Origin of the sequence: Lentibacillus songyuanensis (assembly GCF_039548255.1) — a bacterium.
Taxonomy (GTDB): domain Bacteria; phylum Bacillota; class Bacilli; order Bacillales; family Amphibacillaceae; genus Lentibacillus_C; species Lentibacillus_C songyuanensis.
Genome location: NZ_JBCLVH010000001.1, coordinates 76,906 through 100,719 on the forward strand (window position 1 = coordinate 76,906; position 23,814 = coordinate 100,719).

At 40.3% G+C, this 23,814-nt stretch carries 18 protein-coding genes and 1 other annotated feature; of the genes, 3 read left to right on the top strand and 15 right to left on the bottom strand.

Annotated elements, in window-relative coordinates; genetic code table 11:
* Positions 1-580: 580 nt before the first annotated feature.
* The 7 genes from WMZ97_RS00420 to guaB form a co-directional block, all read right to left on the bottom strand.
* Positions 581-1,639 carry an ABC transporter substrate-binding protein gene (locus WMZ97_RS00420; RefSeq protein WP_343270073.1) on the bottom strand — a complete coding sequence of 353 codons (1,059 nt, stop codon included), beginning with the start codon at positions 1,637-1,639 and terminating at the stop codon, positions 581-583.
* Positions 1,640-1,734: 95 nt separating this feature from the next.
* A complete protein-coding gene (locus WMZ97_RS00425; protein WP_343270074.1) occupies positions 1,735-2,820 on the bottom strand; it encodes an alcohol dehydrogenase catalytic domain-containing protein in 1,086 nt (361 codons plus the stop codon).
* Positions 2,821-3,681: 861 nt separating this feature from the next.
* On the bottom strand, positions 3,682-4,956 hold the full coding sequence (gene serS / locus WMZ97_RS00430; protein WP_343270075.1) for a serine--tRNA ligase: 1,275 nt from the start codon (positions 4,954-4,956) through the stop codon (positions 3,682-3,684).
* Between the two features lie 53 nt (positions 4,957-5,009).
* Positions 5,010-5,220, bottom strand: a binding site (T-box leader).
* A 35-nt stretch (positions 5,221-5,255) separates the two neighbouring features.
* Positions 5,256-5,843 (bottom strand): pyridoxal 5'-phosphate synthase glutaminase subunit PdxT, encoded by a 588-nt coding sequence (gene pdxT / locus WMZ97_RS00435; RefSeq protein ID WP_343270076.1) that lies wholly within the window; start codon positions 5,841-5,843, stop codon positions 5,256-5,258.
* Between the two features lie 16 nt (positions 5,844-5,859).
* The gene (gene pdxS, locus WMZ97_RS00440) at positions 5,860-6,744 is read right to left on the bottom strand and encodes a pyridoxal 5'-phosphate synthase lyase subunit PdxS (protein WP_343270077.1); all 885 of its coding nucleotides are present in this window, start codon (positions 6,742-6,744) and stop codon (positions 5,860-5,862) included.
* A gap of 41 nt (positions 6,745-6,785) precedes the next feature.
* A complete protein-coding gene (locus WMZ97_RS00445; RefSeq protein ID WP_343270078.1) occupies positions 6,786-8,129 on the bottom strand; it encodes a D-alanyl-D-alanine carboxypeptidase family protein in 1,344 nt (447 codons plus the stop codon).
* Between the two features lie 236 nt (positions 8,130-8,365).
* Entirely contained in the window at positions 8,366-9,835 is a 1,470-nt protein-coding gene (gene guaB / locus WMZ97_RS00450; protein WP_343270079.1) for an IMP dehydrogenase, read from the bottom strand.
* Between the two features lie 168 nt (positions 9,836-10,003).
* Here guaB and WMZ97_RS00455 point away from each other — a divergent pair, with 168 nt between their 5' ends.
* Positions 10,004-10,945 (top strand): YaaC family protein, encoded by a 942-nt coding sequence (locus WMZ97_RS00455; protein ID WP_343270080.1) that lies wholly within the window; start codon positions 10,004-10,006, stop codon positions 10,943-10,945.
* 391 nt (positions 10,946-11,336) lie between these two features.
* On the opposite strand, the gene WMZ97_RS00460 is transcribed toward WMZ97_RS00455, so the two are convergent.
* The 8 genes from WMZ97_RS00460 to dnaA form a co-directional block, all read right to left on the bottom strand.
* On the bottom strand, positions 11,337-12,446 hold the full coding sequence (locus tag WMZ97_RS00460) for an HD-GYP domain-containing protein (protein WP_343270081.1): 1,110 nt from the start codon (positions 12,444-12,446) through the stop codon (positions 11,337-11,339).
* A 210-nt stretch (positions 12,447-12,656) separates the two neighbouring features.
* A complete protein-coding gene (gene gyrA, locus WMZ97_RS00465; RefSeq protein WP_343270082.1) occupies positions 12,657-15,170 on the bottom strand; it encodes a DNA gyrase subunit A in 2,514 nt (837 codons plus the stop codon).
* 51 nt (positions 15,171-15,221) lie between these two features.
* Positions 15,222-17,147 (bottom strand): DNA topoisomerase (ATP-hydrolyzing) subunit B, encoded by a 1,926-nt coding sequence (gene gyrB, locus WMZ97_RS00470; protein WP_343270083.1) that lies wholly within the window; start codon positions 17,145-17,147, stop codon positions 15,222-15,224.
* A gap of 119 nt (positions 17,148-17,266) precedes the next feature.
* On the bottom strand, positions 17,267-17,545 hold the full coding sequence (remB, locus tag WMZ97_RS00475; protein WP_343270084.1) for an extracellular matrix regulator RemB: 279 nt from the start codon (positions 17,543-17,545) through the stop codon (positions 17,267-17,269).
* A gap of 14 nt (positions 17,546-17,559) precedes the next feature.
* Complete coding sequence (gene recF, locus WMZ97_RS00480) at positions 17,560-18,672, bottom strand: DNA replication/repair protein RecF (protein ID WP_343270085.1); 1,113 nt, start codon at positions 18,670-18,672, stop codon at positions 17,560-17,562.
* Between the two features lie 35 nt (positions 18,673-18,707).
* Positions 18,708-18,935 carry a S4 domain-containing protein YaaA gene (gene yaaA / locus WMZ97_RS00485; RefSeq protein WP_343270086.1) on the bottom strand — a complete coding sequence of 76 codons (228 nt, stop codon included), beginning with the start codon at positions 18,933-18,935 and terminating at the stop codon, positions 18,708-18,710.
* A gap of 178 nt (positions 18,936-19,113) precedes the next feature.
* Complete coding sequence (dnaN, locus tag WMZ97_RS00490) at positions 19,114-20,250, bottom strand: DNA polymerase III subunit beta (RefSeq protein WP_343270087.1); 1,137 nt, start codon at positions 20,248-20,250, stop codon at positions 19,114-19,116.
* 262 nt (positions 20,251-20,512) lie between these two features.
* Positions 20,513-21,862, bottom strand: coding sequence for a chromosomal replication initiator protein DnaA (gene dnaA / locus WMZ97_RS00495; protein ID WP_343270088.1), 1,350 nt, complete (start codon positions 21,860-21,862; stop codon positions 20,513-20,515).
* A gap of 1,205 nt (positions 21,863-23,067) precedes the next feature.
* Here dnaA and rpmH point away from each other — a divergent pair.
* Both rpmH and rnpA read left to right on the top strand, forming a co-directional pair.
* Positions 23,068-23,202 (top strand): 50S ribosomal protein L34, encoded by a 135-nt coding sequence (gene rpmH, locus WMZ97_RS00500; RefSeq protein WP_019377820.1) that lies wholly within the window; start codon positions 23,068-23,070, stop codon positions 23,200-23,202.
* A 148-nt stretch (positions 23,203-23,350) separates the two neighbouring features.
* Positions 23,351-23,698, top strand: coding sequence for a ribonuclease P protein component (rnpA, locus tag WMZ97_RS00505; RefSeq protein WP_343270089.1), 348 nt, complete (start codon positions 23,351-23,353; stop codon positions 23,696-23,698).
* Positions 23,699-23,814 lie beyond the last annotated feature (116 nt).

Consider the following 23,814-nt stretch of genomic DNA (forward strand, 5'->3'; position numbering starts at 1 on the left):
CAACTCAAATATGTGCTAGATCCGTTGATTTCCACTACAGGCGGACGCTTTCCACGGGCATGGCTTGAGCCTCCTCATTCGCTACGCTCACTGCGGGGTCTCAAGGCTTATGCCTTTTCCCGTAGGAGTCGCCGCCTTTCGTTCCAATCAACAATGTTGTGCGTTTAACGAACAAACATGAAAGCGATAATATGTTTTATTGTTCGGGTTACAAATAAAGTGAAACTTCATTCTGTGGGGGGCCGATGCACTCAGACGAGCTAGTGCAGGCGAAGGCATAAGGACGTGATGGTTTTAGCCTGCCCTTTCTTCCCCACTGAGACAGGAGAACAAAGGCTAAGAACGCAACATCCTGTTGCAACGCCTTTGTGATCTGCATCATGCAGGACCGAACAGAATCGGACCTTTATGAGCAGTTGACCCCCACTTATTTTTTTTAGTTGCCCCTCAAATTCTTGAAATGGGGGTCTTACTGCCCGTTAAGGCGGGATAAATGAAACTACTTATGGAATTGACTCACCAATATAAAGGCTTCACCATATTTAAGCGGTTTAGATAAAGCAAAATTTGAAAAAGTTAGTTATTTGTCACTAGCCGCATCTTCTGACTGAACCTCTCGTTCAAATTTATCAACTAGTTCATCACGATGTTCACTTGCCCAAACATTATCTGTCTCAGCTACATTTAATTTACGCAAATCCGGAGCACCCTCGGGTATTTTAGCGTCCGGTATTACGGGAAGATGGTAGAAACCAGTATCCGCATACACATTTTGTCCTTCATTACTGTTGATCCATTTCATAAACTTTTTTGCATTTTCCTTTTCTTTTTCCGGTCCGCCCTTTATTTTAGCTGCCCCTTCAATAGCTACAGATACACCATCCTCAGGATAAGTGATTTTAATAGGATATCCTTCCTCTTTAAGCGGTAACAAATCCTGAGCAAAGGCAAGCCCAGTACCAACTTCACCTTGCCCAATAAATTGTGCGTTTGCTGAACCACCTTTCGTCCATTGTTTTACATTTTTATTAAACGCTTTTAAGTAATCGAATGCTTCATCTTCTCCCATATATTGAACAAGTGTTGATATAAACTGATATCCAGTTCCTGATGCTCCAGGGTGGGCCAGCATTATATTATTTTTAAACGCTGGTTTTAATAGATCATCCCAGCTCGTTGGCGCCTCCACATTGTTTTCCTTCAGCCAATCTTCATTGGATGCAAAGGCTATGGGTCCTTGATAAATCGGGAGCCAGCTAGCATCCTCTATCATTGCATTTTCATCAATTTCATCCAGATTTTCCAGGTTATCAGGGTCATATTTTTCCAACAGACCCTCCTTATCTGCTTCAATGAAACTATCAGATGGTCCAGCAAACCATATACTTGCATCACTACGGCCTTTTTCACTTTTCAGTTTGGCCAGGATCTCTCCTGTACTAAGACGGGTATAATTAACTTCAATCCCAGTATCTTCTTCAAACTTTTTTATATATGCTTCTGCGTTTTCTTCCGGCATAGGCGTATACAGCGTCAATTTATCATATGAGCCTTTATCCCCGTTAGATGTTTCACTACTTCCGCAAGCAGCTAAAAATAACACACAAATGATCGAAATAAACGTAAAGGCTTTTTTCAACTTCCTTTCCTCCCTTGTTATGCATAATGAAGTTCCTTTTCATTCATGTCTCCAAACTCACGCATGAGGCTGATTAAAATACCATTTCGAGGACATTAATTCCAGGCAAAGGATAAGAAGGTCTTTCTCCAGTCCTTGTTTTTGGTAGCTTTATTCATCGCTATTTCTAAATCCTTTGCATTTCTAATTAATTCTTTTTGATCCGGTAATAGCTTCTGCAACGAATGCTGATATGCTTGACTCTGAAAAGCATTCATTAGTCTTTTAAATTCCTCTTCTGTACTTCTAGAGCTGCCATAAACCGTTAATCCCTTCTCAAGAATGTCTCTTGTATTAATAGGCACATGTTCTTCTGATACCCCCATTAAGATAATCTTTCCTTGTGGCTCGATTAAATCAATTGCTTGATTAATAGCACTTTTGCTGAATGCTCCTCCTGTGCATTCCATTACCGCTACAACATTAGCCTCCTCTCTAAAATTGAAATGTTGCACAAGATATGTTGTCGCAAAATCAAAATGTGCCAATCTCTCACTTACAGCACCAAAAACGAACAGATTTTCTTTTGATATACCAAAAACATGATGTAATGCGGCTGCCGTCAAGTAACCGACCGGGCCATCTCCAAAAACAGCTACTTTACCATCGTCTAAGTAATCGCGTACATTACTAGCAGCATGTAATGATACAGAAGTCAGTTCAGCCAAAACAGCAATTTCATCCGGAACATCATTAGGTATAGCTATCACATTTTCTGCGGGAAGTACCACATACTGCTGTCCAATCCCATCATAACCACTGCCCAGGAAAACACTGTCTGGTAAATAATTATCCTTCACAGCTCGCCCATTAGAGGTTAGGTTATCCTCGATTGTATTCAAGCGTCTTGCAGGGATATTAGGAACAATAACAACACGTTGGCCCTTACTAAAGGATCTACTCTTTGACGTTACGACATGACCAATCCCTTCATGGAATAGAGCCATAGGAAGCTTCCTTTGCAAAGCTTCTTTTCGTCGTTGTCCGGTATAATAACGAGTATCTGCATGACATATACTCGCTAGACTTGGTTGTACCACAACTTGATTATTGTTGATTGTATGTTGAATGATCACTTCTTCAAATTTTTCCGGCTCAATCAACCGATAAGCTCTTGAATTCACAGTGTCCTTCATTTCCATATCTCCACTCCTCGCCAGCGTTCATTGATGATCATTGATGTTTATTTATGTTCACTCTAGTTATAATTATATTTATCAATATCTAAATAATTCTAAAAAGTTGACACATAAAATAAAAACTTTTCAATGTATTTATATGTCTCCCCTGCGCCATGGGTTTTAGAGACATTCTGTATGTAAAAAGAGGAAGACAATCAATAATGCAGGAATACAAAGCATCGAACAATTTCTAACTGAATCAAAACAATTAATGGAATAGCAGGTGACAACCCATGAAAAAATCGTTTGCTTCTTAATTATTTTCACTTTGTATTTGACTGTAACTGGACACGAGGATTCAGCAAGAAAAATTGGAAAACAGATTATACATGGAAGACCGAATTCCTACCAGGATGGATACAGTTGGAGTTTATGGCTGCAATTTGAAGATGGAACAGTTGAAAACACGAAGGAGAAGGAACAAATAAAGATGATATCACACCTAAAAAGCTTGATGAATTTGCCGATGAATTAGGTAACTTTGTTGAAGAGAGACTAGGCGAGAAATAATTCTTTTCTCTCTCCCATTTTTAGTTAAGATGCTAAAACATCAATAGAATAAAGTGAAACTTCATTCAGTGGGGGTTTCCCTTTCTCCCCTGAATAGAGGAACAAAGGCTAAGTTCGCAACATCCTGTTGCAACGCCTTTGTAACCTGCATCGTGCAGGCTCGAACAGCATCGGACCTTTGTCATGCAGTTGACCCCCAATTATCTTTTTTTGTTTCCCCTCAAAATCTTGAAGTGGGGGTCTTACTGCCCGTTAAGGCGGAATAAAAAACCTGGACTGAGTCTTACACATCCAGGTTTTTTAAAACGTTACTTATTTGATTACTTTCTTTCCACCCATATACGGTTGCAATACTTCCGGAACCGCAACCGTTCCATCTTCCTGCTGATAATTTTCCAGGATGGCGGCAACTGTTCGGCCGAGTGCCAGCCCAGATCCATTCAAGGTATGGACAAATTCTGGTTTGCCATTGTCTTCTCTGCGATAGCGAATACCTGCCCGTCTTGCCTGGAAATCCTCAAAGTTGGAGCAAGAAGAAATTTCCCGGTATGTTTCCTGGTTCGGAATCCATACTTCAATATCATACTTTTTCGCAGCGGTAAACCCTAAGTCACCAGTGCACATGCTCATCACACGGTATGGTAATTTCAATAGCTGCAGCACCTTTTCCGCATGACCCGTTAAAGCTTCTAATGTAACATACGAATCTTCCGGTTTGGTAAAATGAACGAGTTCTACTTTATTGAATTGATGCTGACGAATGAGGCCGCGTGTATCCCGTCCGGCTGAACCCGCTTCAGAACGGAAACAGGCACTAAAGGCAACGTATTTTTTTGGCAAATCTGCTGCTTTTAAAATCTCCCCACGATAATAATTGGTTACCGGTACTTCTGCGGTCGGAATCAGGAAATAATCCCAGTCGGAAATTTTAAACGCATCTTCCTCAAACTTCGGCAGCTGCCCGGTCCCTGTCATACTTGTCCGATTCACCATATACGGCGGCAGCATTTCTTCATAGCCGTGCTCATCTGCATGCAAATCCATCATAAAGTTAAGCAATGCGCGCTCCAGACGGGCACCCAGTCCTTTATAGTAAACAAATCGACTTCCAGTTACCTTTCCCGCCCGCTCAAAGTCAAGAATATCTAAATCAGTAGCAATATCCCAATGCGGTTTTGCTGAAAATGTAAATGCACGGATATCTCCCCACTGACGTATTTCCACATTATCCTCCTCATCTTCGCCAACGGGCACACTTTCATGAGGGATATTTGGAATAGAGAGCATAATATGTGACAGCTTCTCTTCAATCTCTTTAAGCTCGGTATCAAAGGCTTTGATTTGTTCACCCACCTGACGCATTTCTTTGATGACAGCATCAGCATCCTTCTTTTCCTTTTTTAGTGCCGATATTTGTTGTGACGCTTCGTTGCGTTTTGCTTTCAATTGTTCCGTTTCCGCAATCAATTGACGGCGTTGTGTATCAAGCTTCCCAAATTTCTCAAGCTCTGATAAATCCTCACCGCGATGCGCCAATTTCCCCTTTACCTCATCATAATTGTTACGTAAATACTTCATATCAAGCATGATTATTTTCCTCCTATTTCATCCATATAAAGCAAAAAACCCCCGCCCCTAAAAATAGGGACGAGAGTATATTCCCGCGTTACCACCCTTGTTGAAGAAAAGATTCTTCCGGCTCCATACAATAACGGTGATTAACCGGGTTTACTTACTCATTTCAGCAAACCAGTTCAAGGATGGATTCACAGCATACCTGCATCGATTCCCACCAGCCATCGACTCTCTTTAGCAAGTAATCCTGTTACTATTTCCCGTCATTACTTTTTCGTTCTTTATTATCTAACATCATAGCTAATAACAGCTTAAGAAGCAAGTGTTTTTACTGAGTCTTCCACTAACTGATAAAAATATTCCATAAATCGATTATCATCGGTTAATTCCGGGTGAAAAGCAGTGCAAACATAATTCCCTTGTTTGGCCGCAACGATTTTATCATCATACGTTGCCAGCACCTCAACATCCTTACCAGTTTCCAGTATATATGGTGCACGGATAAAGACAGCATTAAAGTCATCCGCAACATGGGCAATCGAAAGCTCGGCTTCAAAGCTTGCCACCTGGCGTCCAAATGCGTTTCGGGCTACTTTCATATCCATTAACCCGAGATGGGCTTCTTGACCCTCAATCGCACGTGCCAATAGGATAAGACCAGCACAAGTACCAAAAATCGGCTTGCCCTGTGAACCAAATTTTCGAATGGCAGCAGAGAAATGATAACTGTCAATCAACCGGCGCATTGTCGTACTTTCCCCACCAGGCAAAATCAACCCATCGATTGCTTCCAGCTGTTCCTTCCGCTTAATTTCTATAGCCTTTGCTCCTGCTTGCTCCACCGAACGCATATGCTCACGAACAGCACCTTGTAATGCTAGTACACCAATCGTTGTCATCGGAGATTCCTTCTTTCTACTCACTGCGATCCTGCATGCGGTCACTAGCCTGAAGTGTACTCATTTCAATGCCTTTCATGGCCGTTCCAAGCCCTTTAGAAAGCTCAGCAATCAATGCATAATCCGTGTAATGTGTGGTTGCTTCGACAATCGCTTTAGCAAATCGTTCCGGATTATCCGATTTAAAAATACCAGAACCAACAAATACACCGTCAGCACCTAATTCCATCATCAAGGCTGCATCACTTGGTGTCGCAACACCGCCAGCAGCAAAGTTAACAACCGGAAGACGGCCTTCTTCGCGAATTTGTAATAGAAGTTCATATGGTGCACCAATTTCTTTGGCAAAAGTCATGACTTCATCAGCAGACATTGCGGTAAGCTTGCGGATTTCCGACTGTACTTGACGCATATGCCGGACAGCTTCCACAATATTTCCTGTTCCAGGTTCCCCTTTTGTTCGCAGCATAGAAGCACCTTCACCAATTCGGCGGGCTGCTTCTCCTAAATTACGGCAGCCGCAAACAAATGGTACGGTATAATCTGATTTTTTCAAGTGAAATACGTCATCAGCAGGTGTTAGTACTTCACTTTCATCAATATAGTCCACACCCATTGCTTCTAACACACGTGCTTCCACAATATGGCCAATACGTGCTTTTGCCATTACTGGAATGGATACTGCATTTAAAACTTCCTCCGTGATCGTTGGATCCGCCATACGCGCAACACCACCAGCAGCACGAATATCGGATGGAACGCGTTCCAATGCCATTACAGCAACTGCCCCAGCTTGTTCCGCTATTTTTGCCTGTTCTGCATTAACAACATCCATAATGACGCCGCCTTTTTGCATTTCAGCCATTCCACGCTTTACACGGTCTGTGCCTGTATTCCCCATTCCAAATTCCCCCTTGTCATTTTTTATCTTTTATTATAGCACTAAAACCAGCCCTTTACAGTATCAGCAATTGTTGAAAATAGATTGCTGAAGAAATGTCCAATAGATCCAAGTAAAAGCATAAACCAATTCTTTTTATCCACGGAATCTGTTGTCACAATATCAACTTGATCAGATCCACTTTTATCAGTGATAAAACCATCATCTTTTTCACCATTATATTTGATCTCGGCAGTACCGATCTTTTCACCCTTTTTAACCGGTGCTTTTAATTCACCATCTTCACTCAGTTTATCTTTATCAATATGATATTCAAGGGAATACTCTTTTTCATCCCCATTTTTAACTGGTGTTTTTACTGCTTGGTTGATTGCAATTCCAACTGTTTTTTCTTTGCCTTTGGTAACCGGCAGGGTTTTTTTATCCTTTAGTTGGTAACCCTTTGCAAACAACTCTTTGGTTTGGAAATTTTGAAAACCATAGTCCAGTAATTTGGCTGTTTGTTTAAAACGTGCTTTATCACTTTTGGTCTTCATCACCACAGAGATCAGACGTTGACCGTCGCGCTCAGCGGTACTGGTGAAACAATAACCAGCAGCATCTGTAAAACCAGTTTTTAAACCGTCTACCCCTTCGTAGTAAAATTGGGTTAACGAACTTGCATCCTTTTCGTCATGCTTTAACATCCAGTTCCAATTACGTATCGTCTTATCCTCAAATTTTGCCTCTGGCACGCTGGAAATTTCCAATGCCTCCGGATAATCCTTCACCAGATGATAGGCAAGCATGGCAGCCGATCTGGCCGACATTAAATTATCATCATTCGCTTTTGTACCTTTTGGGTAATTATCACCAAGATCCGCATTGGCCAACCCGGTTGAATTGACAAACTTATAATCTGGCAGTCCCATTTCCTTTGCCTTTTTATTCATAAGCTTAACAAAGTCCCCTTCAGAACCAGCGATTAACTCGGCAAGCGCAATCGTTGTGCCATTATCCGAATTAATGGCCATGGCCTTATAGAGTTCTTCAACCGTATAATCTTTATTTTGTGTTAAGCCAATACCAGAAGCAATATTATCTGCAGATATACTGTATGGATAATCACTAATCTGTGTTGTTGTATCCCAGCTGATTTGACCTTTATCGATAGCTTCCCATACAAGGTATTCGGTCATCATTTTGGTCATACTAGCTGGAGGGAGTGCGACATCAGGGTCTTTGGAATAAAGAATCTTCCCTGTATTTGCATCAACTAGAATAGCTGTTTCCGCATCAATGTCTACTGCTGCTGCTTGTACCGTAAATGGTTGTACTAAAAACGATGCCATTAGAACAAGCATGGCAAGTAATAGTGACAATTTCTTCTGTAACGTGTGTTTCACCTTTTCTACCTCCACCGAAAAATAGTATGCATCTTTAGTATTTTACCATAAGAAATGATAAAAAAATAGACAGGGAATAGTCCCTATCTAGTAAATTTTTTATAGGAAAATATACCAGACCAAGCCCGTTTCCCTTGCATCATAACAGGGGTTTAAACAGGTCTGTCATTTTTTTAGCAGGCATCATGTAATCTAACTTTAATATAACGTCGGTACATATTCTCTCTAAGCAAAACTTACACCGAATAGTTTGGAGCTTCTTTCGTTATTTGGACATCATGTGGATGACTTTCCCGCAATCCGGCATTCGTAATACGAGTAAATCGAGCATCTTCCCGCAGTGAATGGATGGTTGCAGCACCACAATACCCCATCCCCGAACGTAATCCTCCTAACAGCTGGTGAACCGTATCAGCGAGTGGTCCTTTATATGCAACTCGGCCTTCAATGCCCTCTGGGACAAGCTTTTTCGTTTCTGATGACTCCTGGAAATAACGATCCTTCGAGCCAGCCTTCATCGCACCGACTGATCCCATTCCCCGATAGACTTTGTAGCGTCTGCCTTGGAAAATTTCTGTTTCACCAGGGCTTTCCGAAACGCCAGCAAACATACTGCCAAGCATTACCGCATGGGCACCAGCTGCGATCGCTTTGACAACATCACCGGAATATTTAATCCCACCGTCAGCGATTACTGCCACACCATACTGCTCAGCCATTTGTGCACAATCATGAACCGCTGTGATTTGTGGTACGCCGACTCCAGCAACAACTCTGGTCGTGCAAATGGATCCTGGTCCAATTCCAACCTTCACTGTTGTTACCCCAGCCTCAATGAGATCTTTTGTTGCTTCCGCAGTTGCCACGTTACCGGCAATAATATCTATATCAGGGTATGCTTCTCTTATCTTGCGTATCTGATCAATTACTCCCATCGAGTGACCATGCGCCGTATCAATAACAATCGCGTCTACGCCAGCTTCGACGAGCTTTTCAATACGTTTCATGCCATCAGCGGTCACCCCAACTGCTGCAGCAACCAATAACCGGCCATGTTCATCTTTAGCAGCATTTGGAAATTCAATCGCTTTTTCAATGTCCTTAATCGTGATCAATCCTTTTAAAACTCCCCGGTCATCGATTAATGGCAGCTTTTCAATTTTATGCTGCTGCAGTATCTTTTCTGCTTGATCAAGCGTGGTTCCCACTGGTGAAGTGACAAGATTTTCACTCGTCATGACATCTTTAATTAATGTCGAATAATCTTGAATGAACCGTAAATCACGATTCGTCAAAATCCCCACCAGTTTTTGTTCGTCAAAGTTATTCACGATTGGGACTCCCGAAATGCGAAATTTACCCATTAAATGTTCTGCATCATAGACTTGATGATCCGGAGTCAGGAAAAATGGATTCGTAATGACACCACTTTCTGACCGTTTGACCCGGTCCACTTCCCCAGCTTGTTCTTCAATCGACATATTTTTATGAATGACACCCAAACCACCTTGACGGGCCATGGCAATTGCCATACTTGCCTCGGTTACTGTATCCATTCCAGCACTAATCAATGGGGCATTAAGCTTGATCTTAGCTGATAGTTGCGTTGCCAGTGTTACTTCCTTTGGCAGGACATCTGATTTAGCTGGTATGAGTAATACATCGTCAAACGTTAATCCCTCTTTGGCAAACTTATCCGTTCGCATGACATCTCCTCCTTTGATGTAATCGTTTGTGTATATTTATAAGTACTAGGTTAAACTAATTATTATTGTTATTTACAATACGACATCTAACCTGCTTTTTCAATAAAAGTTAGCTTTCTATAAAAAGAAAGTAGATTCAAAATCTTTTCATTCCATAAGGGGTTAACTATGACACAAGAGGATCCAGCATTATTCTACACATATTTACAATCCCAAGAGACTGCCCAGAGTTATTTAGAGCAACAATACACAAGACTCAACAGTGGAGAAGCGAAGGCAAAAAGCTATGAAAACTGTACCGCATTCATGTACTACCTTGACCATGGCAATCAATTTTTCACTGCTAGTCGGCATTCTCCTATGTTCATGCAGCCAATTCTACTTTTTTATGGCTTAACCCATTTATTGAAGGCATGCCTATTAACGAAACGTCCAAATTATCCAGAATCCACCTCCATTCTGGCGCACGGCGTTTCAACAAGAAAACGGAAAAAAAAACAATATACATTTGTAAATGACGAGGTAAAGATACAGCATAATGGGTTATTCTCTTATGCGGCGAAACATGTATATAACATGGACAGCCTTCGTTTAGCGAAAATCAAGATGGGAAAATTATTTTCACTTCTTCCGGAAATGAATGATTTATGGGCGTTTTCCGGTCAATCGAAGCTAACTGTCGTTGGAAGAAACGACAACAATCGACTCCTCTTTCCAGCAACCATTTTAGATGATTACTGTTTAACACAAAAAGCATTTGTCCATCGTATTTCAGCACACATACCTGTCATTCGCGACATTTCCCTACAAGCCAAGCACATTCATATTGAATTAGATAGACCAATCCTCTGTTCAAACGGACCGTTTTTTTGTCACCAGAATGGAACGATTTACTTTCCAAGCGACAGAGACTACTATCTGGCAATACCTGAAGCGCTAATCCATTATCTGCTGCTTTATAATTTGAGCATGATCAGTCGATATGAAACGGAATGGTGGGGAGAACTACTAACAGCAAAATCCGACATCGATTTTCCACTGATTAAACAGTTTCTGCTAACGGCTACGGAAAAAATACCGTTTTTATTAGCGCAGGAATTGACTATCTAATTAGATTGAGTCAATTAGATTGGATAGAAATTGCGGGTGCGGCGTACGAACGAATGAAATACATGTCTTCATAACATCAATGAAGCCACTTTGCCTGGAATTTCAGCTTCGTTTTCGGGTCTCATCATTTTAATGAAGCCACGAAGGCGAGAAAAATTCCTTCGTTCGTGGCCTCATCGCTTGGATGAAGCCACTGTTCCCGGAATTCCGGCAACATTTCGGGCCTCATCATGGGCAAGTATTTCCTTCGCTAGCTGGACGGCGGCATTAGCACATGTTATCGAAAATGAACAGGCTCCTTACGTTGCAATATATCAACCACGTATGAAACTACATCTGTAATTGTTCATCATCAGGATAAAAAGTCCCGTCCGTCCAGCCCAACCATTCGCTAAGCTTCCTGGCACGATAGGTCTATTTCTTCCATAACCAATGTGGTATTCGTTTTTAGAGATATGACCTCACCGGTAGCATCTAATTTTACAATGGGTTTCGTTGGGTGCTTTTCCTCTATAAAAACGATCTCAGCCAGTTTCTGATTGGAAAGCCGGACGTGTGCGCCGATTAAAAAATTACGCAAGCTGCCAGTCAGCGTGCGGACTACTTGTTGGTCCAATCGTACAATTCCCTCAGAGAGTATTTCCTCCATCGCTTGAAGTGGCGATTGCTTTTGCTGGTATGGACGTTCACAAATGATGGCGTGATAGCTATCACAAACAGCAATAATTCGTGCATAGGAATGAATATTTTGCTTGGTTAGTCCAAGTGGGTAACCGCTGCCATCCAATCGTTCATGATGCTGCAGGACAGCTAATTTCACCTTATCATGGATGGTGGTATCATCCCGGATCCATTTGTAAGCGTATGTTGGGTGGTTTCTAACTTCAGTCCGTTCCACTGCCGTCAGTTCGTCTTCTTTTTGGATTGTCTCTATATCAAGCTTTGCCATCCCGCAATTTGCCAACAATCCAGCCAATCCAATTTGTAATTGCTTCTGCTTTGAATATCCCATTTTTTGCGCTATATAGGCTGCTAATACTCCAACGGCAACACTGTGATGATAAAAATAATTTTGTTTTGTTACATCACGATCCAGGGTGAATACGCCTGAACCAATTTCTGTTACCCGCTTCAACAAGGGGGTAACTAATTTTCTAATTGCAGCTATATCAAGCATGGCTCCATTTTGCAAGCCGGTGAACATCCGCCGGTACTGTTTCACAGCTTTACTATACTGATCCCGCCAAGCTGGAGTGATGTTTTTTAGTTGAGACTTGCCTTTTTCTTCTGTTGTTTCATTACTTATGTATGTTGGGGTGAAGCGCTCGCCTGTCTGTAGTTTGGCAGCTACTTCCACGGTTGGAACCATAAACTTTTCCAGTATCGTAATGTGTTGTTCAGTCAAAACCGTATTCATTGGAATAATCGGCCTATTTGTTTTGCCAAGAATATCACGCATCAATATGCATCCAGGCACAAGCTGTGATGAATCTACCTGCATTTTCCTCTCCTCCCAGGACTCGTTGTATAATGCTTATTTCATCTCGACTGTTGCTATATAGCTTACGGTTTAAATTGTAAAAATAAGGCGACACAATAGCACAGCAGTCTGTTTGCATTGATCGCCTTTGAGAAGCCTTTATGAGGATGTTACAAACGTCATTTCGATTCGCTTATCCATACGTTTTGAACGAACTCCTGCATCCAGGCATTATTCTTGTTCACCGTTCTCTTCTGCTTCTTCTATTTTTTCAGCTTCTGGTTCTGATACGGTTTCTTCTTCATTTTCCTCATCATCACGTTCAACCATGGTAACCGTTGCAACTTCTTCTTCATCATGTAAACGAATCAAACGGACACCTTGTGTGTTTCTTCCCGTTTCGGAAATGCCTTCTACAGGAATGCGAATTAATACGCCTGCAACCGTAATCAGCATCATATCTTCTTCACCTGTAACAGCCTTTACTGCGACGACATGACCGGTTTTTTCTGTTACATTGCAGGTGAATATTCCTTTACCACCACGATTCGTTACCCGATATTCTGCTTCTGGTGTTTGTTTGCCATATCCTTTACTAGTGACATTTAGGATATTAGACCCTTCCTCAAGGATTTCCATAGAGATAACTTTATCATCACCGCGTAATGAAATACCTTTGACTCCGGCAGCTGTACGACCCATAGAGCGAATTTGTTCCTCTGGGAAGCGGATCAGGTAACCATTTCGGGTGGCGATCATAATATGTTTCGATCCATCGGTTAAACGTACCGAGATAAGCTCGTCATCCTCCCGTACATTTAAGGCAATGAGGCCGCCTTTTCGGATGTTCGCGAATTGGGACAGCTTTGTCCGCTTCGATATTCCATATTTCGTCGTGAAACAGAAATACCAGTCATCGGCAAATTCGCTGACCGTAATGACAGCATTCACCCATTCCCCTTGTTCTACCTGCAAGAGGTTAATGATTGGAATTCCCTTCGCAGTACGACTAAATTCTGGAATTTCATACCCTTTTGTTTTATATACCTTCCCCTTATTGGTAAAGAAAAGTACAGTATCATGAGTGGATGTCGATACCAAATGCTCTACAAAATCGTCCTCATTGGTTCCCATACCCTGGATTCCCCGGCCGCCACGCTTTTGTGTGCGATAGGTCGATGATGGAAGACGCTTAATGTAACCCTTATGTGTCAGGGTGATAACGATATTTTCTTCTGGAATGAGATCCTCATCCTCAAAAAAGTCTGCACCACCGGACATAATCTCCGTACGACGTTCGTCACCGTATCGTTCCTTGATCTCGGTTAATTCATCACGAATAATTTCCAATACCTTTTCATCATCTGCTAAAATAGCGCGTAATTCTTCAATCAATTGCTTGAGTTCGTTGTACTCATTCTCAATCTTTTCCCGTTCTAATCCTGTTAACCGCTGCAGACGCATATCCAGGATGGCTTGTGCCTGTTTTTCCGAAAGCTGAAAGCGCTCCATTAACCCGTCGCGGGCAATATCCGTTGTTTTCGAATTACGAATCAGGGAAATAACTTCATCCAGATGGTCCAGCGCTACACGCAAGCCCTCTAGAATATGGGCACGGGCTTCTGCTTTTCTTAACTCAAAAGCAGTACGACGCTTAATAATAACCTTTTGGTGATCCAAATAATGCATGAGACATTGTTTGATTGTTAGCACCTTAGGATGTCCATCGACTAGCGCCAGCATATTAATCCCAAATGTAGTCTGGAGCGCCGTGTACTTATATAAATTATTTAAGACTACATTTGGATTCGCATCCCGACGCAGCTCAATTACGACACGTAAGCCATTTCGATCAGACTCATCACGTAAATCGGTAATTCCTTCCAAACGTTTATCCCGGACAAGTTCGGCGATTTTTTCTACTAGCTTTGCCTTATTGACCTGATATGGAAGTTCCGTAGCGATGATGGTTGCTTTGCCATTTGCCTGTTCCTCAATATTTACCTTCGCCCGGATGGTAATGGACCCTTTACCCGTTTCATATGCCTTACGAATACCACTACGGCCAAGAATTTGCCCGGCAGTTGGAAAGTCAGGACCAAAAATATAGTTCTCCATTAATTCATCGATGGAAATTTCCGGATCTTTACTAACTGCAAGAACCGCATCAATGGTTTCACCTAAATTATGTGGTGGAATATTGGTAGCCATCCCAACCGCTATACCAGATGTTCCATTCACAAGTAAATTGGGAAAACGTGATGGAAACACGACAGGCTCACGTTCTGAACCGTCATAGTTATCCTGATAATCAATTGTATCCTTATTGATATCACGTAATAATTCCATCGATATTTTGGACATCCGTGCCTCTGTATACCGCATTGCAGCAGCTGAATCACCATCTACCGAGCCAAAGTTTCCGTGTCCATCCACAAGCATGTTACGATAGCTAAAATCCTGTGCCATACGTACCATGGATTCATAAACAGCCGAATCACCGTGTGGATGGTATTTACCAATTACTTCACCGACAATACGGGCAGATTTTTTATATGCTTTATCTGCATGCATACCTAAATCGTTCATGGCATATAATATTCTGCGATGAACAGGTTTTAAACCGTCACGTACATCTGGCAGTGCACGTGATACAATAACACTCATGGCATAGTCAAGATAAGATGTACGCATCTCCTGACTAAGATTGACCCCTAGAACATTTGGACGTTGTTGATCCGCCATTTACTTTACCTCCTGATTCCGACCTCGTCTTTATACCATCCTGATGCTATCTTATACATCCAGGTTTTTGACATATTGTGCATTTTCCTCAATAAAGTGACGTCTTGGCTCGACCTTATCACCCATTAAAGCGTCAAATACCTGGTCTGCATCAATTGCATCGGTAAGTTCTACTTGCAATAACGTTCTTGTTTCTGGATCCATTGTTGTTTCCCATAACTGCTCAGCATTCATTTCTCCAAGACCTTTATACCGCTGTAATCCTGGTTTTGGGGTTTTAGGAATCTCAGCTAAAATTCGGTCAAGCTCTTTGTCATCATATGCATAATGAGCAGTTTTTCCTTGCTGTACTTTATAAAGCGGTGGCTGGGCAATATAAATATAGCCATATTCAATCAATGGGCGCATATAGCGATAGAAAAAGGTTAATAATAAGGTTCGGATATGGGCACCATCGACATCGGCGTCGGTCATAATGACGACTTTATGATAGCGTGCTTTTGTAATGTCAAAGTCCTCCGCAATCCCAGTACCTAAAGCTGTAATCATTGCCCGAACTTCATTATTTGATAAAATTCTGTCCAAGCGTGCCTTTTCAACATTTAAAATCTTACCACGTAATGGCAGGATAGCTTGGAAATGCCGGTCACGTCCCTGTTTTGCTGATCCGCCTGCGGAATCACCCTCAACGATATACAGTTCACTAATACTTGCATCTCTTGACGAACAATCAGAAAGTTTTCCTGGCAAATTAGATACTTCCAATGCACCTTTCCTTCGTGTCAATTCCCGGGCCTTTTTAGCAGCCATCCGTGCACGTGAAGCCATTAATCCTTTTTCAACAATTATTTTTGCCGTTGTCGGATTTTCAAATAAAAACGTGGAAAACAGTTCACTAAAGGCAGCATCAGTAATCGTTCGTACTTCACTATTTCCAAGTTTTGTTTTTGTTTGTCCTTCAAATTGTGGATCGGGATGTTTAATAGACACGATCGCAGTTAACCCTTCCCGAACATCGTCACCGGATAAATTCGGATCATTTTCTTTAAACAAACTGTTTTTTCGAGCATAATCATTAATCACCCGGGTTAACCCTGTTTTAAACCCTGATTCATGTGTTCCACCTTCATAGGTATGAATATTGTTAGCGAATGAATAGATATTACTGGCAAATCCATCGTTATATTGGATCGCAACTTCTACCGTAATTTTTTGTTCTTCTGTTTCAGCATAAAATGGCGCATGCAATACTTCTTTGGTCCGGTTAATATACTCAACGTACGACTTGATTCCACCCTCATAATGATACGTCACTGGTTCTTCATCTGTACGCTTATCTTCAAGGGAAATCCGGATTCCTTTGTTCAAAAAGGCTAATTCTCGTACACGCTGCTGCAGAATCTCAAATTCAAATGTTGTTGTTTCCGTAAAGATTTCCGCATCAGGCTTAAAGTGTGTGATGGTACCAGTAATTTCTGTTTCACCAATTACTTTAATTTCATGTAATGGAACGCCCTTTTCAAATGCAAGATAATGGATTTTTCCATTAAGATGAACATACACTTCCAAATTAGTAGACAGCGCATTTACAACAGAAGCACCAACACCGTGCAAGCCGCCGGAAACTTTGTAGCCTCCACCGCCAAATTTTCCTCCTGCATGAAGGACAGTCATGATTACTTCGAGTGCTGGTTTTCCGGTTTTCTTTTGAATGTCAACGGGGATCCCCCGGCCATTATCTTTCACGGTGATACTGTTATCTTTTTCGATAATCACTTGGATATGGTCGCAGTATCCTGCCAATGCTTCGTCAATACTGTTATCTACAATTTCCCATACAAGATGATGCAAGCCTTTTCCACTTGTTGAACCAATGTACATACTTGGCCGTTTACGAACAGCTTCCAGTCCTTCAAGTACCTGGATCTGGTCGGCATTATAGGCTTGATTTTCTGATACTCTGTCATTTATTGACATCTTTTCACCCACATTTCTATATACAAGAGATGCTCTCTTTTAAAAGGTATTGATTTGATTGTTACAGCTGTTTATACTGTTTGTTATTGAAAAATAAAAAGTACTTGATGGTTACATACTTACTCAATCTCATCTGAGTAATCATCAAGTTTGCTTATTGTTGAAATCATGCTGGCTCGTTTTTTGAGCGTGGACACAGATAATGAACTGTAATAAATATGATCGTTTGTTACTACAACGGACTTTGAATCGGGAATATCACCAGCTAATTTTTTCCTCCGTTGGGCATCGTTGATCATCTCCTCCATAATCGAGGATGATGTAACAACGTTTCGATCAACAATAGTAATAACGTCATTTGATTGAATTACTGTATCATTGCCAATATGAATAAACACCTGCTTCACCACCCCTATGTATCTACTGCTCCATCCTTTACATGAAAAAGCTCCGCCTCCTTCATGGTATTGGGCTTAATTCCCTCAATGTTAGTTGTGGATACAAACGTTTGCACCTTTCCTTGAATCGTGTTGAGTAAATGGGACTGCCGGTAATCATCCAATTCACTTAATACATCATCAAGTAACAATACAGGATATTCACGAACCTCATTGCAAATCAACTCAATTTCAGCGAGCTTCAGGGATAACGCGGTTGTCCGCTGTTGTCCTTGTGAGCCAAACGTCTGCACATCCTTGTTATTAACAAAAAAGAGCAAATCATCCCGATGTGGACCGATTAATGTCGTTCCCCGTTCGATTTCCTTTTCCTGAATGCTTTGAAACTTCTCTAGGTATATCGTTTCTATTTTCTCCCTATTTGCTGTTTCTGATACTTCAATCGTTGGAGAATACTGGATTTCAAGGTTTTCCAATCCACGACTTATCCCCTGGTGAATGGGACCGGCCCATTTCCGTAATAAATCAAGGAAACCAAATCGTCTCTCCAGCAATGTTGCTGCATGCTCAATTAATTGTTCGGTTAACACGGTAAGCATCGTTTTATTTACTCCTGGCTGGCGTTGCATTTGTTTCAATAAATGATTTCGTTGCCTTAGTACTTTTTGATACTGTCCTAAATGATACACATAACGAGGTTGAATTTGCCCAAGCTCCATATCGATAAATCGCCGGCGAATTTGTGGTACACCTTTTACTAACGTTAAATCTTCCGGGGCGAACATGACGACGTTAAATGCACCAATATAATCGCTTAGGCGTTTTTGCTCTATATGGTTCAGCTTTGCTTTTTTTCCTTTGGAGGATATAACCATTTCAAGTGGCAGTGATTGGTTACGTTTTGTTATCCTTCCCTCTATTTTAGCATATTCCTGTCCCCAATGGATAAGTTCTTTCTCTCTTGAGGTTCGATGAGACTTAGTAAACGCTAAAACATAAATGGCTTCCATCAAATTTGTTTTCCCTTGTGCATTTTCACCAATAATTAGATTCACTTTATCATCGAACGCGATGTTCAGCTGTTCATAATTTCGGTAATTTTTCAGGGTTAATTGCTGAATATGCATTCAAATTCCTCTTTTTTCCATTTGTTTAGGATATCCTACTTTCTCACAATAACATAAGAACCATTCCGTTCAATTTCAACCACATCATGCTCAAAGAGCTTTTTACCACGACGATGCTCTCTTTCACCGTTTAGTAAAACGCCTTGTTCCTGTAAAAAGCCTTTGATCATCCCGCCGGATTCAAAAATATTCGCCAGTTTCAACAATTGACCTAATGTAATGAATTCCGTGTTTATTTCCATTTTCTTATGCAATCTATTCACCACTTTTTTACAAATTGTTCAACGTACATAAATCGTTCTTTCTCTATTCTACTAAAGTTTTACGATTAAGGGAAGGAAGGACCTGTGAATTGTTTGGATATAAGTAGTATTGAAACAACGCAAAGCTCTTACCCAAATAAGATAAGAGCCTTATTACATACTTGTGAATTAACATATATTAGTATGTGCGGACAGGTAGAATCAGTTGCAAAATTGGTTCGTCGTTGACAGGACGGATGATAAATGGGCGCATGGCACCAGTAAATTCAATTTTAACTGTGTCATTATCAATAGCCTTCAAAGCATCCATCATATATTTCGCACTGAATGATATTTTTAATTCTTCGCCTTCTAACAGGTCTGCGGAAATTTCCTCAACAACGCGTCCAATTTCAGGAGAATTACTAGTGATTTCTAATACTTGATCGTTTTTTGTTATCAGTTTTACAACATTATTGCGTTCATCTTTTGCTAATAAGGAGGCACGATCAATTGTATGCAGTAAATCCTTCGAGTTTACAGTAATTTCTGTTTTACTTTGGTCAGGGATTAAACGGGATGTTTCTGGATAATTCCCATCTAGTAAGCGGGATAAGAAATATAAATGCTTGGTTCGAAACAAGATTTGGTTATTGGTTACACTAATTTCCACAGGTTCCTCAGAATCTGTCAAAATTTTATTTAATTCGGTTAAGCTTTTTCCTGGTACAACAACATTTGAAAACTCAATAGCTGCACCGCTCACAGGAACATCACGTGATGCAAGACGGTGGCTGTCGGTTGCATTAAAGCTCAGTATATTATCATTAAGCTTTACATTAACCCCAGTTAAAATGGGACGTGTCTCCATGGTGGATACAGCGAACACGGTTTGTTTAATTAAACTCTTGAGTAAATCAGTTGGCATTTGAAAACTATTTTCGGTTTGTAATTTTGGCAGCTGCGGATACTCTGCCGCGTCTTGACCATTTAGGTTGAATTCTGCTTTACCGGAGCGAATGGTCACTTTTAAGTTTTCATCTGCTTCAATTTCTACCATGCTTTCTGGTAATTTTCGTACAATTTCTGGAAAATATTTGGCTTGTAATACAATACTTCCATTTTCTATGTTTTCTACTTGAACAATACCATCTTCTTCAGCTGGAATAAATGATTCAATGGAAATATCTGAGTCACTGCCAGTTAACGTGATTCCATGTTGATGTGCATCAATTTTCATTCCGGTTAAGATTGGGATTGCTGTTCTTGTTGAAATTGCCTTCATGACATCCTGTACACTGGCAATTAATTGGTCGCGTTGAATTATAAATTTCATGAAATATATCCTCCTATGTGGACGTTAGAGTACATATACGAAGTCACAGCATAAGCGGTGATTGCATATGCCGGCTGCTGTTAACAGGGCGATTGTTGATATGGTATATTTATTTTTTATAAAAAAGTAATAGTAATAATAATAGGTCCTGTGATTATGTGGATAAGTACATTTTTGAGTTTTAAAACGCTGTTATACACATGTGGATAAACTGTTAATAAATATGTTCTGCTGTTCACATTATTCACATGTGTATATAATTCTAAAATGATTTCAGTTGTTCTTTGATTTGCTCAATTTCTCGATCCAGCAAGGTATCATTTTCGAGTAACTTAACTATTTTTTCATGCGCATGAATGACGGTTGTATGATCACGGCCGCCAAATTCATCACCAATTTTAGGCAAGGAGAAATCGGTTAATTCGCGTGCTAAATACATCGCAATTTGTCGAGGAAAGGCAATCGATTTAGTTCGTTTCTTCGCTGCAAAATCCTCTAATTTGACATTATACTTCTCACCTACAACCTGTTGAATTTTATCAATGGTGATGACTTTTGGCTTGCTGCTTGGGATAATATCTTTTAAGGCGTCCGCAGCAAGGGAGGCATCAATATCATGGTTTACCAGTGATGAGTAAGCAACGACACGTATTAATGCACCCTCTAACTCCCGGATGTTAGTATCAATTTGATTGGCGATGTAATTCATGACTTCACTCGGTATGTCAAGACCTTCCGCTTTAGCTTTCTTGCTTAAGATAGCAATTCTCGTTTCTAAATCAGGTGGGGTAATATCCGTTATGAGACCCCATTCAAAGCGCGAACGCAAGCGATCCTCCAGTGTCGGTATTTCTTTAGGTGGCCGATCGCTAGAGATAATGATTTGTTTATTTTCTTCATGCAATGCATTAAACGTATGGAAAAATTCCTCCTGTGTTGATTCTTTTCCAGCAATAAATTGAATATCATCGATCAGTAAAACATCGACATTTCGGTATTTATTACGAAAATTATTTGATTTATTGTCCATAATGGCATTAATAAATTCATTCGTAAATTTCTCCGAAGTAATATAAACGACGTTTGCTTTTTGGTTATGTTCCCGGACATAATGGCCAATGGCATGCATCAAATGTGTTTTGCCAAGTCCAACCCCACCGTAAATAAACAGCGGGTTATAGGCATTTGCTGGCTGTTCCGCAACTGCCAGGGATGCAGCATGAGCAAAACGGTTTCCAGATCCGATGACAAATGTGTCAAAAACATAGTTCGGATTGAGCATCGTTTTTGAAACTTGTTGGCCTTGGGAATTTGTATTTGCAGTTGGTTTTGGTGCTGGTTTTGATTCACTTGAGTTGGTATTTATTTCAGGAATAACAAACTTAACCTGAAATTGTGATCCGGTAATTTCATATAAAGCATTGGAAATTAAATTGGTATATTTGCTTTCCAGCCAATCCTTGGAAAATTCATTTAAAGCTGAAATCGTAAGTGTGTTGTCATGGAGCGAATATGCTTTCGTGTTTTTCAACCAGGTTTCATAACTAGGTTTACTAATTTGTTCCTCAATTACTTCTAATGTAGCCATCCATAGTTCATCAATGTTTTCCAAATCGATTTTCACTCCTTTCAGGACATCATGATAAAAAAAGCCTCTCTCAATCTTTTTAGTAAATACTAAAGATGGAAAGGCATCTATAAGGTGATATTTCATTAAGTGGAGATTTCGACGAACAGGGCGTAACGTTTTAGCTTGCCTTTTCTTATCCACTGAATAGAGAAACAAAAGCTGCGTTCTCATGCATGTATTGTGTGCAGGCTGAGAACGGAATGGAACCTTTGTCAAACAGCTGATTTCCACTTATTTTTTGGTTTCATCTCAACATCTTGCATCAAAAATGATTGCTTTCTGATCTGTGGACAGCCGACTGGTTTATAGATAAGTTGTAACAAAACTTATGAACAATATCCACTAACTTGTTGATAAAAGACTAACATAAATGTGTACAACTATCCACAGGTTATTCACAACTTGTGGATAAACAAAAATCAATTAAACTTTTTCCACATACTAAAACACAAATATAATACCAAATAAAATCGTAATGTGCAACGGTTTTTCGACAGTTATCCACAAAAACTATACGTTGTAGATAGTTGTTATCCACACCACTATATTTTGTTAATTTCTTGTCGATATCTGCTGTGGATAGAAAAATATGTCGAAAAAGGAACAACAATGTACTGTGGATAAAAAATTTGATTAAAAAGAATGGGAAAGATTTTTGTGAATAAGGATGTTATGTGAGTCAATTTCATAATCAAAAGCAGTATGAAATTCTGAACAACTCGAATATGTGCTAGCCCCGTTGATTTCCACTACAGGCGGACGCTTTCCACGGGTATGGCTTGAGCCTCCTCATTCGCTACGCTCACTGCGGGGTCTCAAGGCTCATGCTTTTCCCGCAGGAGTTGCCACCTTTCGTTCCAATCAACAATGTTGTGCATTTAACGAACATGAAAGCGATAATATGTTTTATTGTTTGAATTACAAATAAAAGAAAGTACTTATGAAATTGACTCAATGTGAAAAAATGACGAGGAGGAAGATAAGGTTTGGAGAATGTTTTGTATCTTGACAGATGGTGCTTGTATTACGTATAATTAGTTAGACTGTCTGAAGGATTAGTTTAAAGATGGCAGGAAGGAAGTATAATAATTCTTTCCTTCTGCATAAGTGCAACTAAGGCATTTACCAAAATGCTTGCGAATGCCAAGTTTTCTAATATTTTATTTCCCCTGGGAGGTGCATGATAGATGAAAAGAACGTTTCAACCGAATAATCGTAAACGTAAAAAGGTTCACGGATTTCGCACACGCATGAGCACAAAAAATGGACGTAAGGTTTTGGCTCGTCGCCGTCGTAAAGGAAGAAAAGTATTATCTGCATAGGCCACTGAAAGCGTCAGTGGTCTTTTTTCCGTTTAAGATATTTAGGCAAAAGCAGTATTATATAAGAGGATGGCGGGTGTCCTTGTTAATGGGCGCCCTTTGATTCCTTATGTCGCAAGCTTATGCATTTTATAAAGGTGATTGACGTATGAAGAAGGAATTTCGAATAAAAGCGAACAAAGAATTTCAGCATGTCTTTAAAAAGGGGAAATCGTTTGCCAATCGGCAGCTTGTTATTTATTTTTTACGAAAACCGGATCAGCACCATTTTCGAGTTGGTCTATCGGTGGGGAAAAAGATTGGCAATGCAGTCACAAGAAATCAAATTAAACGATACTTAAGACAGGCATTTCATGAATTAGAGGCTAATATACGGCCAGAATATGACATCGTGATTATTGCGAGACGGCCAACAAAAGAAATGCACTTTCATCAAATAAAAAAGAGTTTGCTGCATTTATTAATGAAGGAACATCTTTTAAAAAATATGAAATGAAGACTTGTTTTATATAGAGTTTTATACTAATTTAATGATAAACTAATGAATAGGCTATCTATACATACGCTTGTCTTTGGCTATACCTTTTTTAAAAGGCTATAGCATGAGAGTTA

What these genes read in the sequence shown, in the direction of transcription:
- gyrA (WP_343270082.1), bottom strand. Translation starts at nt 15,170, where the DNA reads ATGGCGGATCAACAACGTCCAAATGTTCTAGGGGTCAATCTTAGTCAG.
- recF (WP_343270085.1), bottom strand. Translation starts at nt 18,672, where the DNA reads ATGCATATTCAGCAATTAACCCTGAAAAATTACCGAAATTATGAACAG.
- WMZ97_RS00425 (WP_343270074.1), bottom strand. Translation starts at nt 2,820, where the DNA reads ATGGAAATGAAGGACACTGTGAATTCAAGAGCTTATCGGTTGATTGAG.
- WMZ97_RS00455 (WP_343270080.1), top strand. Translation starts at nt 10,004, where the DNA reads ATGACACAAGAGGATCCAGCATTATTCTACACATATTTACAATCCCAA.
- rpmH (WP_019377820.1), top strand. Translation starts at nt 23,068, where the DNA reads ATGAAAAGAACGTTTCAACCGAATAATCGTAAACGTAAAAAGGTTCAC.
- pdxS (WP_343270077.1), bottom strand. Translation starts at nt 6,744, where the DNA reads ATGGGGAATACAGGCACAGACCGTGTAAAGCGTGGAATGGCTGAAATG.
- pdxT (WP_343270076.1), bottom strand. Translation starts at nt 5,843, where the DNA reads ATGACAACGATTGGTGTACTAGCATTACAAGGTGCTGTTCGTGAGCAT.
- guaB (WP_343270079.1), bottom strand. Translation starts at nt 9,835, where the DNA reads ATGCGAACGGATAAGTTTGCCAAAGAGGGATTAACGTTTGACGATGTA.
- gyrB (WP_343270083.1), bottom strand. Translation starts at nt 17,147, where the DNA reads ATGTCAATAAATGACAGAGTATCAGAAAATCAAGCCTATAATGCCGAC.
- rnpA (WP_343270089.1), top strand. Translation starts at nt 23,351, where the DNA reads ATGAAGAAGGAATTTCGAATAAAAGCGAACAAAGAATTTCAGCATGTC.
- dnaN (WP_343270087.1), bottom strand. Translation starts at nt 20,250, where the DNA reads ATGAAATTTATAATTCAACGCGACCAATTAATTGCCAGTGTACAGGAT.
- serS (WP_343270075.1), bottom strand. Translation starts at nt 4,956, where the DNA reads ATGCTTGATATGAAGTATTTACGTAACAATTATGATGAGGTAAAGGGG.
- WMZ97_RS00460 (WP_343270081.1), bottom strand. Translation starts at nt 12,446, where the DNA reads ATGCAGGTAGATTCATCACAGCTTGTGCCTGGATGCATATTGATGCGT.